Source organism: Sphingopyxis sp., from assembly GCF_035250425.1.
Taxonomy (GTDB): domain Bacteria; phylum Pseudomonadota; class Alphaproteobacteria; order Sphingomonadales; family Sphingomonadaceae; genus Sphingopyxis.
This window is the reverse complement of record NZ_DATFFD010000233.1, coordinates 1-12,937: the sequence shown is the minus strand read 5'-3', so window position 1 is coordinate 12,937 and position 12,937 is coordinate 1. Positions and strand designations below refer to the sequence as shown.

At 65.6% G+C, this 12,937-nt stretch carries 14 protein-coding genes; 4 read left to right on the top strand and 10 right to left on the bottom strand.

Going from position 1 to position 12,937, the window contains the following annotated elements; all coding sequences use genetic code 11:
* Positions 1 to 88 precede the first annotated feature (88 nt).
* Together dnaJ and dnaK are read right to left on the bottom strand one after the other, a co-directional pair.
* Positions 89 to 1,216, bottom strand: a complete 1,128-nt coding sequence (gene dnaJ / locus VJ811_RS13790; protein ID WP_324073286.1) for a molecular chaperone DnaJ — start codon at positions 1,214 to 1,216, stop codon at positions 89 to 91.
* A 61-nt stretch (positions 1,217 to 1,277) separates the two neighbouring features.
* Complete coding sequence (dnaK, locus tag VJ811_RS13785) at positions 1,278 to 3,185, bottom strand: molecular chaperone DnaK (RefSeq protein WP_324073284.1); 1,908 nt, start codon at positions 3,183 to 3,185, stop codon at positions 1,278 to 1,280.
* A gap of 154 nt (positions 3,186 to 3,339) precedes the next feature.
* Here dnaK and VJ811_RS13780 point away from each other — a divergent pair, with 154 nt between their 5' ends.
* The 3 genes from VJ811_RS13780 to VJ811_RS13770 all read left to right on the top strand — a co-directional run bounded on the left by VJ811_RS13780 (position 3,340) and on the right by VJ811_RS13770 (position 5,874).
* The gene (locus tag VJ811_RS13780) at positions 3,340 to 3,882 is read left to right on the top strand and encodes a copper chaperone PCu(A)C (protein ID WP_324073283.1); all 543 of its coding nucleotides are present in this window, start codon (positions 3,340 to 3,342) and stop codon (positions 3,880 to 3,882) included.
* Positions 3,883 to 3,888: 6 nt separating this feature from the next.
* The gene (locus tag VJ811_RS13775) at positions 3,889 to 4,368 is read left to right on the top strand and encodes a vgr related protein (RefSeq protein WP_324073281.1); all 480 of its coding nucleotides are present in this window, start codon (positions 3,889 to 3,891) and stop codon (positions 4,366 to 4,368) included.
* Positions 4,369 to 4,518: 150 nt separating this feature from the next.
* Positions 4,519 to 5,874: a DNA recombination protein RmuC gene (locus VJ811_RS13770; RefSeq protein ID WP_324073279.1), complete on the top strand. Its 1,356-nt coding sequence runs from the start codon at positions 4,519 to 4,521 to the stop codon at positions 5,872 to 5,874.
* Between the two features lie 108 nt (positions 5,875 to 5,982).
* Here the strand turns inward: VJ811_RS13770 and VJ811_RS13765 are convergent, their stop codons facing one another.
* The 8 genes from VJ811_RS13765 to VJ811_RS13730 all read right to left on the bottom strand — a co-directional run bounded on the left by VJ811_RS13765 (position 5,983) and on the right by VJ811_RS13730 (position 12,334).
* Positions 5,983 to 6,690: an META domain-containing protein gene (locus VJ811_RS13765; protein ID WP_324073278.1), complete on the bottom strand. Its 708-nt coding sequence runs from the start codon at positions 6,688 to 6,690 to the stop codon at positions 5,983 to 5,985.
* 155 nt (positions 6,691 to 6,845) lie between these two features.
* Positions 6,846 to 7,658: an RNA methyltransferase gene (locus tag VJ811_RS13760; protein ID WP_324073275.1), complete on the bottom strand. Its 813-nt coding sequence runs from the start codon at positions 7,656 to 7,658 to the stop codon at positions 6,846 to 6,848.
* 4 nt (positions 7,659 to 7,662) lie between these two features.
* The gene (locus VJ811_RS13755) at positions 7,663 to 7,941 is read right to left on the bottom strand and encodes an HPr family phosphocarrier protein (protein WP_037555414.1); all 279 of its coding nucleotides are present in this window, start codon (positions 7,939 to 7,941) and stop codon (positions 7,663 to 7,665) included.
* Positions 7,938 to 8,366 (bottom strand): PTS sugar transporter subunit IIA, encoded by a 429-nt coding sequence (locus VJ811_RS13750; protein WP_167919829.1) that lies wholly within the window; start codon positions 8,364 to 8,366, stop codon positions 7,938 to 7,940. Before VJ811_RS13750 ends, VJ811_RS13755 begins: the two co-directional genes overlap by 4 nt.
* A gap of 14 nt (positions 8,367 to 8,380) precedes the next feature.
* On the bottom strand, positions 8,381 to 9,319 hold the full coding sequence (gene rapZ, locus VJ811_RS13745; protein WP_324073266.1) for an RNase adapter RapZ: 939 nt from the start codon (positions 9,317 to 9,319) through the stop codon (positions 8,381 to 8,383).
* Positions 9,320 to 9,329: 10 nt separating this feature from the next.
* Complete coding sequence (locus VJ811_RS13740; protein ID WP_324073263.1) at positions 9,330 to 9,776, bottom strand: HPr kinase/phosphatase C-terminal domain-containing protein; 447 nt, start codon at positions 9,774 to 9,776, stop codon at positions 9,330 to 9,332.
* Positions 9,777 to 10,011: 235 nt separating this feature from the next.
* A complete protein-coding gene (locus VJ811_RS13735; protein WP_324073261.1) occupies positions 10,012 to 11,634 on the bottom strand; it encodes a sensor histidine kinase in 1,623 nt (540 codons plus the stop codon).
* Positions 11,624 to 12,334 carry a response regulator transcription factor gene (locus VJ811_RS13730; protein ID WP_037554897.1) on the bottom strand — a complete coding sequence of 237 codons (711 nt, stop codon included), beginning with the start codon at positions 12,332 to 12,334 and terminating at the stop codon, positions 11,624 to 11,626. The genes VJ811_RS13735 and VJ811_RS13730 overlap by 11 nt, the downstream gene beginning before the upstream one ends.
* Before the next feature lie 281 nt (positions 12,335 to 12,615).
* Between VJ811_RS13730 and VJ811_RS13725 the strand changes: the two genes are divergently transcribed.
* Positions 12,616 to 12,937: phosphoenolpyruvate carboxykinase (ATP) (locus tag VJ811_RS13725; protein ID WP_324073255.1), on the top strand; the 322-nt coding region annotated here is incomplete at its 3' end.

Sequence of the window (12,937 nt, the reverse complement as noted above, 5' to 3'; positions counted from 1 at the left end):
AGCGGGAACCCAGTAGCTACCGTGGTTTGCTCAAACTGGGTTCCCGCTTTCGCGGGAATGACGACGGATAGATTCGCAACGACGAAAATCAATCGGTCAGATCGTCCCACATTTCCTTGATGCGGCCGAAAAAGCCCTGACTCGCGGGGCACTCGTCGCCCGTCTCGGTCTCGCGAAACTCGCAGAGCAATTCCTTCTGCCGCGCGGTCAGCTTCGTGGGCGTCTCGACGTCGATCTGGACGACAAGGTCGCCGTGGCCGCGGCCGTTGAGCACCGGCATGCCCGCGCCGCGCTGGCGCAGCTGCTTGCCCGACTGGATGCCCGCGGGGATGGCGATGTCGTGCATCCGGCCGTCGAGGCCGGGGATGCCGATTTCGCCGCCGAGCGCGGCGGTCGTGAAGCTGATCGGCGCGCGCGTGAACAAGGTCGTGCCTTCGCGCTCGAACAGCTTGTGCCGCGCCATGTGGAGGAAGATGTAGAGGTCGCCCGGCGCCGCGCCGCGCGCGCCGCTCTCGCCTTCGCCCGACAGGCGGATGCGCGTGCCCTCGTCGACCCCGGCGGGGATGTTGACGGTCAGCGTCTTGCGCCGGTCGACGCGGCCTTCGCCATGGCATGTATTGCACGGATCGGCGATGACCTCGCCCGCGCCCTGGCAGGTCGGGCAGGTACGCTCGACCATGAAGAAACCTTGCTGCGCGCGCACCTTGCCGTGGCCGGCGCAGGTCGAACAGCGGTTGGTGCGGGTGCCGGGCTTCGCGCCCGATCCGTCGCACGTCTCGCAGCGCGCCGCGACATCGACCTGGATCTCGCGCGTGACGCCGGCAAAGGCGTCCTCGAGCTTGATCTCCATGTCGTAACGCAGGTCCGCGCCGCGCGCGGGACCGCGCTGCTGGCGGCCGCCGCCGAACGCCGAGCCGAAGATCGATTCGAAAATATCGCCGATGTCGCCGAAATCGGCGCCATTGCCGCCACCGAAACCGCCGTTGCCGTTGACGCCGGCCTTGCCGAAACGATCATAGGCGGCGCGCTTCTGCGGATCCTTCAGGCAGTCATAGGCTTCGCTGATCGCCTTGAAGCGCGCTTCGCTATTGTCGCACCCCGGATTCTTGTCGGGGTGATATTTCATCGCGAGCTTGCGATAGCTCGCCTTCAGCGCGGCCTCGTCGGCGGTGCGATCGACTTCCAGCAGTTCGTAATAATCGATGTCGAGTGACATAGGTCAAACAGGCCCCCTCCGGCCCGCCGGACCCGGGTAAGGGGTCCGGCAGGGGAGTTTCTTACTTCTTGTCGTCTTCGACTTCGGAGAATTCGGCGTCGACGACGTCTTCGTCGGTCTTCGCCTCGCCAGCTTCGTCGCCGCCGGGGGATGCGGCCGACTGCTGCTCCTTCTCGTAGATCGCCTGGCCGAGCTTCATCGCGACCTGCGCGAGCGCCTGGCTCTTTTCGGTCATCGCGGCGGGGTCGCCGCCTTCGACCGCGGTCTTGGCTTCGGCGATCGCGGCTTCGATCTCGGACTTCAGCCCCGCGTCGACCTTGTCGCCATGCTCGACGAGCTGGCGTTCGGTCGAGTGGATCAGGCTTTCGGCGTTGTTCTTCGCCTCGGCCGCTTCGCGGCGCGTCTTGTCCTCTTCGGCGAACTGCTCGGCGTCCTTGACCATCTGGTCGATGTCCGCGTCGCTGAGGCCGCCCGATGCCTGGATCTTGATCTGCTGCTCCTTGCCGGTGCCCTTGTCCTTGGCGTGGACCGACACGATGCCGTTGGCGTCGATGTCGAAGGTCACCTCGATCTGCGGCACGCCGCGCGGCGCCGGCGGGATGCCGACGAGGTCGAACTGGCCGAGGATCTTGTTGTCCGCCGCCATTTCGCGCTCGCCCTGGAACACGCGGATCGTCACCGCCGACTGATTGTCGTCGGCGGTCGAATAGACCTGCGACTTCTTGGTCGGGATCGTCGTGTTGCGGTCGATCATCTTGGTCATGATGCCGCCCAGCGTTTCAATGCCCAGCGACAGTGGCGTCACGTCGAGCAGCAGCACGTCCTTGACGTCGCCCTGCAGCACGCCCGCCTGGATCGCGGCGCCGATCGCGACGACTTCGTCGGGGTTCACGCCGGTGTGCGGTTCCTTGCCAAAGAAATCCTTCACGACTTCGCGGACGCGCGGCATGCGCGTCATGCCGCCGACGAGCACGACTTCGTCGATTTCGCTCGCCGAAATGCCGGCGTCCTTGATCGCCTTCTTGCAGGGTTCAAGCGTGCGCTTGACCAGCTCTTCGACCAGCTTTTCGAGGTCGGCGCGCGTGATCGTCTTCACCAGGTGCTTCGGCCCGTTGGCGTCGGCGGTGATGAAGGGCAGGTTGACTTCGGTCGATGCCGCGGTCGACAGCTCGATCTTCGCCTTTTCGGCGGCTTCCTTCAGGCGCTGGAGCGCGAGCTTGTCGCAGCGAAGGTCGATGCCTTCGTCCTTCTTGAAGCCGTCGGCGAGATATTCGACGATCTTGCTGTCGAAATCCTCACCGCCGAGGAAGGTGTCGCCGTTGGTCGACTTCACCTCGAACACGCCGTCGCCAACCTCGAGGATCGAGATGTCGAAAGTGCCGCCGCCAAGGTCATAGACCGCGATCGTCTTGTTTTCGGTCTTGTCGAGGCCGTAAGCCAGCGCCGCCGCGGTCGGCTCGTTGATGATGCGCAGCACTTCGAGGCCCGCGATCTTGCCGGCGTCCTTGGTCGCCTGACGCTGCGCGTCGTTGAAATAAGCGGGAACGGTGATCACCGCCTGCTCGACCTTTTCGCCCAGATAGGCCTCGGCGGTTTCCTTCATCTTCTGAAGGATGAAGGCCGAGATCTGCGACGGCGAATAATCTTCGTTGCCGGCCTTGACCCACGCGTCGCCGTTGCTGCCCTTGACGATCGTGTAGGGGACCAGCTCGGTGTCCTTCTTGGTGATCGGATCGTCGAAGCGGCGGCCGATCAGGCGCTTCACGGCGAAAACGGTGTTTTCGGGGTTGGTGACGGCCTGGCGCTTCGCCGGCTGGCCGATCAGGCGCTCGCCGTCCTTGGCGAAGGCGACGATCGACGGGGTCGTGCGCGTGCCTTCGACATTTTCGATAACCTTGGGTTTTCCGCCTTCCATCACCGCGACGCAGCTGTTCGTGGTGCCCAGGTCGATCCCGATCACTTTTGCCATTGGTATTCAGTCCTTGTTGCTTCTCCGGCGCCCTCAAAAGGCACGCCGTCCATGGGTTTCATGGGGGCGATATAGGTGCGCTAATCCTTGGCACAAGAGCTTTCAGGGCTTATCGAGGGCGCGAAATGACACGCTTTTACGGAGTCCTCCCAAAATGAAACCTTTTGCGATCCTTGCACTCGCCGCCACCGCGCTGACCCTGACGTCCTGCGGCGATAATCTGGTCGCTGCCAAGCCGCTGAACGTCGTCAGCGGCCATATCGTGATGGGCGCGACCCCCGACCGTCCGGCGGTCGGCTATTTCCGCGTCCAGGGCGGGCCGCAGCCGGTCCAGCTCGTCGCGGTGACCGCCGACCTCGCGCAGCGCGTCGAAATGCACGAAAGCGTCAAGGAAAACGGCGTCGTGACGATGAAGCCGCTGCTCCGCGCCGACGTCCCTGCGAAGGGCGAGCTTGTCTTCAAGCAGGGCGGCAAGCATCTGATGATCTGGGGCATCAACGGCGCCGCGGTGCGCGCGGGCAAGCTGCCGATGGCGTTCGTCTTCACGAACAACAATAATGAACGCATCCTCTTCGACATGGTGATCAAACCGGCGGAGGGCGCCGCCGCCGGGGGCGCGATGGACCATAGCGCGATGGATCATGGTTCGATGGAGAAGGGTGCCGAAAAAGCGGCGCCGGACGCGGCCAAGAAGTAAGCGCGGGTGCCGCGTCCGTCGCGACCCCTGACGACCGGCGAAATCGCGCTCGCCCGGACGGTGTTCGGCGACGCGATCGCCTACGACCGCGTGCGGGTGAACCACCATAAATGGATATTCTTCCAGCCGCGGCACATCGTCATGGCGCCGATGGGCAGCCTGCACTTCAACCCGCATGGCGAACTCTATTGCGAGGATTTCAGCGCCGCGTCGCAGCGATTGCAGGGGCTGTTCATCCACGAAATGACGCATGTGTGGCAGGCGCAGACGCGCGGCCGCTGGTATTTGGTGCTGATGCGCCACCCGTTCGCGACGTACAGCTACAGCCTGAAGCCCGGCTGGCTGCTCGAACGCTATGGGCTGGAACAGCAGGCCGAAATCGTCCGCCATTACTGGCTGCTGACCCAGGGCATGATCGTCGGCGGCGCGCCGGGGATCGACGCTTACCGGGCGATCCTGCCGTTCGCGGGCGGCGGGGCGCGGTAGTGTCTCAATTCGACCGGTAGCGGACGTTTTAGTTCCTCCCCGTTCCGGGGAGGAACTGACTATGTCCGCTCCCCACCCCAAAGCCGACACTCGCCCCGCTCCCCAATTAGCCCCTAGCCAAGCCCCCGGTGTTCGTCCTATGTTCCGCCGATGGATGGAAGCTCGCTCATTGTCGCCCTCGTTGCCCTTGCCATCGGTGCCCTGATCGGCTGGCTTTTCGCCGGCCGCCAGTCGGGCGCGCTCATGGCCGAACGCGATGGGCTGGCAGAGCGGTTCAAGAGCGCGGTCACCGACCTTGCCGCCGAGGCCGAGGCACGCAAGGCGGCCGACATCCAGCTTGCCGCCTTGCTCAGCGAACAGCGCGCGCGCGACGAAGCCCATGACGCGCAGATCGCGCAGCTCAAGGACGCGCAGGCGGCGCTCACCGCGCAGTTCCGCGAGGTCGGGCAGGTGATGCTCGATGGCGCGCAAAAGGCGTTCCTCGAACGCGCCGACGCGCGCTTTCGCCAGAGCGAAGAGACGGCGGGACAGAATCTGAAAGCGCTGCTGAATCCGGTCCACGAACGATTGCAGAAATATGAGGAAGCCGTCGGCAAGGTCGAGGCCGAAAGGCGTGATGCCTTCGGCCTGCTCCACGGTCAGATCGCCGCGATGCGCGAGGGCACCGAGCGCGTGTCGAGCGAGGCGGCGAAGCTCGTCAACGCGCTGCGCAACGCCCCCAAGGCGCGCGGGCGCTGGGGCGAGCAGCAATTGCGCAACGTGCTCGAAAGCTGCGGCCTCTCCGAACATGCCGACTTCCAGACCGAGGTGAGCGTAAACGACGGCGACGGCGGGCGGCTGCGCCCCGACGTCGTGGTGCGCGTTCCCGGCGGGCAGAATCTCGTGATCGACGCCAAGGTGTCGCTCAACGCCTATCAGGACGCGTTCGGCGCGGTCGACGAGGTGGAAAAGGCGAAGCATCTCGACGCGCATGCTTCTGCGATGCGGGCGCACGTGAATGCGCTCGGTGCTAAAGCTTATTGGAACCAGTTTCCGGATACGCCCGATTTCGTCGTGATGTTCGTACCGGGCGAGCATTTCCTCGCCGCCGCGCTCGATCAGGACCATGAGCTTTGGGACTATGCATTCGAGCGCAAGGTGCTGCTCGCGACCCCGACCAACCTCATCGCGATCGCGCGCACCGTCGCGGCGGTGTGGCGGCAGGAAAAGCTCGCCAATCAGGCGCGCGAGATCGCGGCGCTCGGCAAGGAACTCTACGCGCGCATGTCGGTGATGGGCTCGCACATCGCCAAGGTCGGGCGCAATCTCGATCAGGCGACGGGGGCGTATAATGCCTTTGTCGGCAGCTTCGAAAGCCAGGTGCTGACGCAGGCGAAGCGCTTCGAGGCACTCGACATCGAAACCGGCGACAAGGAAATCGCGTCGCTTCCGGTGGCCGAGCAAGCAGCGCGCCCGCTGGCGAAACTCGCGGCGGCGCCGGCGGCGGTCAACGACGCGGGGGAATAAGCCCATTCTGAAATCCCGTTTGCATCGAGCGAAGTCGAGATGCCGTGAGGTTGAGGACTGCCGATGGGTGTCTCGACTTCGCTCGACACGAACGGAGATGGGAGGTGCTTAAATTACCCGCCGTAGCGCCGCTGTTTTACCGTTTTCGCCCGTCAGGATCAGCGTGCCATCGCCGGCGAAGGTCAGGCTGACCGGCGTCGCCATCAGTTTGAAGAAGGTCTGTTCCAGCTCCATGCCCGGACACGCCATTTCGGTGGCCATCAGCGGCCCAGCCTTGAGTGTCCCGCCATCGACTGAATAAGTCCCCGAAAAGCGGTTGCAGCCCGCGCTGCCGCTCAGCCGGTTGCCATCGAATTGCAGTGACGTCGGCCGGTCCGCCGCGACCGCGACGCCGCCGATCGACACGAAGGTCCAGTTCGTGCCCGCAAGTTCGCTCGGCGGCAGGATCTTGCCGCCGCATCCCTTCACCGTCTTGCCGTCGGCGGTCACCGTCACTGTGTCGGCGTAACGCCGGTCGCTCATCCCGTCGCTGCATTCGCCGCGTGCGATGTCGACGGTGAGCCGCCCGGTGACATAGCGCTCGCCGCCCGCGTGAGGCTTGGCACCGGGGTTCGGCACCATGATCTTGGTCTCGCCATAGTCGCCGTCATAATTGAGCCGCGACGGCGTGATCTCGAGCGTCCAGCCGGGTTCGGTGCCGAGCGCCATATAGGCCGCGACGGGCGTGCTACCGGGTGTCTGTGGTGGGGTTTCGTCGGCCGGCATGCAGCCGGAAAGCGCGAAACACAGAACAAGAAAGGGAGCGAATTTCGGCATTGACTGACTCCTTCATCCCGCTCGTGTCGAGCGAAGTCGAGACACCCATCGTTATCGCGCCGGGTCGAGGGGCATCTCGACTTCGCTCGATGCGAACGGGAAAGGAATCGCATAGTAACACGTCAATGGCCGCGCGCTGAACGCATTGCCGCTTTTCAGCTTCGCCGCTGGTTCAGCACTTCATACGCCATCACCGCGGTCGCGACCGCGGCGTTCAGGCTGTCGGCCTTGCCCATCATCGGCATCTTGACGCGCACGTCGGCGGCTTCGGCATATTCGGGCGGCATGCCCTGCGATTCATTGCCGGTGAGAATGAAGGTCGGCGCGGTGTAGCGCACCGCCTGATAATCCTGCGTATCGTCGCCGAGCCAGGTCGCGACAAGCTGGCCGGCGCCTTGGCGGAGCCAGGGGAGAAACTCCTCCCACCGCGCGATCACCAGCTTCTGCGTAAAGATCGCCCCCATGCTCGCGCGCACCGCCTCGACCGCATAGGGATCGGTCGATTCGTCGAGCAGGATCAGCCCGCCCGCGCCGACCGCATCGCCGGTGCGCAGCATCGTGCCGAGATTGCCGGGATCGCGAAGGCGTTCGGCAACGAGCCAGATCGGTGCGGCATCGCGGTCGAGATCGGTCAGCGTCGTTTGCGGTTCGGCGTAAATACCGACCACCGTCTGCGGATTATCCTTGCCCGACAGTTTCGAGAGAATCGCACCCGTCGTGTCGATGACCTCGCCGCCCGCCGCCAGCGTGTCGGCGACCAGCGCTGCCGCGAGCGGGTGCGCGTCGCCCTCGGGGCCGAGGAACAGCCACCGCGGCAACACGCCCGCTTCGCGCGCCTCGGTCGCAATGCGCAGCCCCTCGGCGAGGAACAGCCCCTCGGCGCGACGATGGCGTTTCTCACGCAGCAGCCGCATCCGCTTGATCAGCGGGTTCGACAGGCTCTCGATGGTGGAACGGCGACCGGTCATCCGGTCAATCCTCGCCGAAGCTGTCCTTGACCAGCCCGACGAGTTTCAGCAGCGCCGCATCGGCGCCATCGCCCTTGGTGTGGATGGTGATCGAATCGCCCTTTGCGGCGCCGAGCATCATCAGCCCCATGATCGAGGTGCCGTTGACGCGCGACCCGCCCTTTTCGACCTCGACCGACACGCTTTCGGGCAGGCGGCTGACGAAGGTCACGAACTTGGCGCTGGCGCGTGCATGCAGGCCGCGCTGGTTGGTGATTTCGACCGTCTCGGAATTTTCGTTCATGGTCCCACCCCCAGCATTTCCGACGCGACCGAAATATATTTCTGGCCGGCTTCCTTCGCGGCGATCACCGCGGCGCGCAACTCCATCGTCTTGCGCGCGCTCTCCAGGCGAATCAGCATGGGCAGATTGACCCCGGCGATCACCTCAGTACGCCCCGCCTCGAGCAGGCTGATCGCGAGGTTCGAGGGCGTGCCGCCGAACAGATCGGTCAGCATCACGACGCCGCGGCCTTCGTCGACCTTGCGAATGGCGTCGGCGATTTCCTTGCGGCGCATTTCCATATTGTCGTTGGGGCCGATGCAGACGGTCGCGATGGCCCTTTGGGGACCGACGACATGCTCCATCGCGCGCACCATTTCCTCGGCGAGGCGGCCGTGGGTGACGAGCACCATTCCCAGAAGCGGCAGAGCCTTATCGTTCGGCATGCAGTCGTCGACCCTTATGTTTTGCCGCCGGGTGCGGGAGACGCGGGCGGGGGCTTGCCCTCAAGCCCATCTTGCGGGGCAGAGTCAAGATTGCGGTGGGTCAGCGTCGGCGCATATCCGTGGCCGCGTAGCGTTTGGGCAACACGGTCCGCGACATGGACCGACCGATGGCGGCCGCCCGTACAACCGAAGGCGATGGTGACATAGCTTTTGCCCTCGGCGCGGTAGCGCGGCAGCAAAGTCAGGATCAGCCTTTCGATCTGCGCGACGCTGTCTTCATAAGCGGGATCGGCGATGACATAGGCGGCGACGTCGGGGTCGAGGCCCGTGCCGGGCTTGAGCTTGGGATCCCAGTGCGGGTTGCGCAGATAACGCATGTCGAAGACAAGGTCGGCGTTGCGCGGCAGGCCGCGCGCAAAGCCGAAGCTCATGACGTTGAGCACGGGTTCGCCGTCGCCGGCATCGCCGAAACGCTGGCGGATTTCCTGCTGCAAATCATTGCTGCTGTAATTCGTCGTGTCGACGACATGCTCGGCCCAGCGGCGGAGCGGCTCCATCATCTCGCGCTCGCGCGCGATCCCGTCGGCGGCGGGGCGGTCTTCGGCCATCGGGTGGCGGCGCCGCGTTTCGGAAAAGCGGCGCTCGAGTTCGGCGCCGGCGCAGTCGAGAAACAAAGTCTGGATGTCGCGGCCACCGCCTTCGCGCAGTTCCTTGATCCGCCGCACGAGCAACGCCGGACGGAACCCCCGGCTGCGGCTGTCGATCCCGATCGCGAGCGGGCGTCCGGCTTCGCCGCGCTTCACCGGCGCGTCGATCAGCGTTTCGAGCAGCGCGAGCGGCAGATTGTCGACCACCTCCCAGCCGAGATCCTCGAGCACGTTGAGCACGGTCGATTTGCCCGCGCCCGACAGGCCGGTGACCAGCAACAGGCGCGATTCGGCGGCCGGACTCATCGTGGATGCATCATGCGCCGGGCGCCAGCCGTTCGAGCGCGAGCAGGATCTTGATCGGCGCCGACGCCTCGAACGCCGGCAAGAGCAGCGCGGGCAGCGGGCGGCCTGCGACCATCTCGACCTGGTTGATCGACGGCATGCGGTCGTAGCGCTCGGTCAGGCGCACCGCGAGCGCGAGCGGCACCGGCGCCGTCCACGCGCGTTCGATGATCCCGATGCCGCGCACCTCCAGCTTGCCCGCCAGATTTTCGGGCGGCCGGCACCACAGGCGACCCCGCTCGAACCAGATGTCGCAGCGGTCGTCGGCGACCAGCTTGGCGCCGCGGTCGATCAGCCGCAGCGCCAGGTCCGATTTGCCCTGTCCCGAATTGCCGAGGATCAGCACGCCGCCATTGCCCGCCGCGACGCAGCTGGCATGGATATTGACGATATCGGTTCTGGTCCGGCTCGGAAGCATGGCGCATGGCTTACCGGCGACGATGCGGTGCCGCAAGGCGACAATCGGACCCTTCCCCCTTGATGGGGGAAGGATATGGAGCCTTTTCGCGCAGCGATTAGGCGAAGTTGGATGGGGGTGACGGTGCGTCCTTGCACCGTCGCGTCGGGCCGAGAGCGCACCCCCACCGCTGAGACTAGGCCGTTGCACGGCCAAGTCTCGCTGCCTCCCCCATCAAGGGGGAGGAAATCCGGGGTTATCCCACTTCCTGCCCGCCTTCGCGCGCGGGGAGGGTGATGAGCAGGCTGGCGCCGGGTTTGCTGTCGTCGCGGTCCTTGGCGCTGATCGTCCCGCTATGCCCCTCGACGATCGTCCGTGCGATCGCCAGGCCCAGCCCGCTGTGGCGGCCGAACGCCTCGCCGGTGGGGCGTTCGCTGTGAAAGCGGCGGAAAATGGCGTCGCGCTGCGCCGGGTCGATGCCGGGGCCGTCGTCGTCGACCTTGATGTGAACCTCGTCGCCGAGGCGCGTTGCCGAGACGCACACGAGGCCGGCTTCGGGCGAGAAGCTGATCGCATTGTCGATGACATTGTCGATCGCGCGTTCGAGCCGGTGGCCGTCGCCCATCACCACCGTCGTGCCTTTGCGCGGCCGCGCGAAGGCGACGCGCGGCTGCGGCACATTCGCGTCGACGCGCGCCGCGCGCGCGGCGAGCATCGATTCGATCATGATGCCGACGTCGATCGGTTCGAACAGGGTGCGCGATAATTGCGCGTCGACGCGGCTCGCTTCGCTGATGTCGCTCACCAGCCGGTCGAGCCGGCGGACATCCTCGTCGGCGATCGCGAGCAGTTGCGCGCGCTGCTCGTCACTCTTGACGCGCCCGAGCCCCTCGATCGCCGAGCGGACCGAGGCGATCGGATTCTTGAGTTCGTGCGTCACGTCGGCGGCGAAATGCTCGCCCGCGTCGATGCGTTCCCGAAGGGCTTGCGTCATGTCGGACAGCGCGCGGGCGAGTGTGCCGATCTCGTCGCGGCGGCTCGGCAGGCGCGGGACGACGACTTCGCGCGCACGGCCGAGCCGGACGCGCACCGCGGCGCGCGCGAGGCGGCGGAGCGGGCGGACGATGGTGCGCGCGAGGAACAGCGAGAGGAGGACCGAGGCAAGCAGGACCAGGAAGACGACGACCGCGATGCGGAACCGCTCGGCGCGCACGGTGCGCGTGATGTCGCGCGCGTTGAGCGTCATCAGCACCGTCTGCGGCGTATCGAGGTCGACGACGCGCGCGGCGCTGAGCAGCGGCGTGCGTTCGGGGGCATAGCGGAAGCGGCTTGCCGCAACGTCGCTCGCCTGCGCCTCGACGACTTCGGGCCAGGATTGCGCCCTGTCGACGCGGGGTTCCTCGAAATCGGGATAAGTGGGCGCGCCAACGACCCAGTCGATGCCGCGGTCCATCGCGCGCGCGGCATCGCGCTTCCATGGCTGGAGGTCGGGATCGCGCAGCGTATAGGTCGGCGGACCGGTTTCGAAACTGTCGGAGATGCGCCGGCCATCGGCGGCGTAGAAACGCAGCCGCGATTCGGTCGCCGTGGCGAACTCTTCGATCAGCCGCGTCCGCTCGTCGGGGCGCGCCGCCTCGAGCGCGCTGTCGAGCATCGCGAGCTGGTCCTTCATCACCTCGATGCGCGTATCGACAAGGCGGCTGCGATAGGTGTCGAGATAATAGAAGCCGCCCGCGAGCAGCGCGATCGCCAATATGTTCACCGCGAGGATGCGCGTCGTCAGCGACCAGCGCGCCGACCAGACGAGCGGCGATTCCTCCTGCTCGGCGATGCTCGCGTCGGGTTTCAGCCGGTCGGGTTTCAGGGCATCAGCTTTCATCGGCAAAGCGGTAACCCGCGCCATAGAGGGTCGCGATCGCGTCGAATTCGGGATCGACCTCGCGGAACTTGCGGCGCAGGCGCTTGATGTGGCTGTCGATCGTGCGGTCGTCGATATAGACGTCGTCCTGATAGGCTGCGTCCATCAGCTGGTTGCGGCTGCGCACGACGCCGGGGCGGCTCGCGAGCGTTTCGAGGATCAGGAATTCGGTGACGGTCAGCGTCACATCCTTGCCGTCCCATGCGACCTTGTGCCGCGCCGGGTCCATACTCAGCCGCCCGCGCGTGATCGGCTCGGCGACGGGTTCGTCGTCCTCGCTCGGCGCGCTCCGGTTGAGCTCGACGCGGCGCAGGATGGCGCGGATGCGCGCGATCACCAGCCGCTGCGAAAAGGGTTTGGCGATATAGTCGTCGGCGCCCATCGCGAGGCCCAGCGCCTCGTCGATCTCGTCGTCCTTGCTGGTCAGGAAGATGACGGGAAGCTGACTCTTCTCGCGCAGCCGCCGCAGCAGTTCGAGCCCGTCCATCCGCGGCATCTTGATGTCGAAAACGGCCAGGTCGGGCGGATTGTCGATCAACGGCTTCAGCGCCGCCTCGCCGTCCGAATAGACGCGCGTGACGAATCCTTCGGCTTGCAGCGCGATCGACAGCGATTGCAGGATATTGCGGTCGTCGTCGACCAGCGCGATGGTTGCCGTCATGCTCTTTCCATTGGGCGGGCTCCAAGGGAGCGATTAGCCTATCCGGCGTTCAGCGACAACCGCGCGCGCATGGCACCGGTTCCCTCGCTTATGCGCTCGTCGCAAGCGCCGCGCGGCTCCGCTTTAATCTTTTGACCTCCCCATCCAAGCGGGCTAACGCGGCCGGGATTTCGGAATCGGCGGACACGTCGGCACCCATGCAGATGCGGGCCAGCCCATTAGCGCGCTAAGCATTGCATAGGTATGCAGACGGCGGTGCCGGACAAGGAAAGGCGAAGCAAATGACCAAGATTGTGTTCGGCCGCGACAGCATCGAGACGAAGGCGGAGGTGGCCGAAAACTGGGGCACTTCGGCGCTGATCGAGGACGCGGTGCGCCACAATGAAGGCCGGCTCGCCAAGGACGGCCCGCTCGTCGTCCAGACGGGCAAGCACACCGGCCGCAGCGCCAAGGACAAGTTCATCGTTCAGGACGCCGAGACCGCCGACACCATCTGGTGGGGCAAGACGAACGTCCCCATGACCCCCAATCATTTCGCGGCGCTCAAGGCCGATTTCCTCGCGCACCTCGCCGAACGTCCACGCCTCTATCGCCAGCAACTGT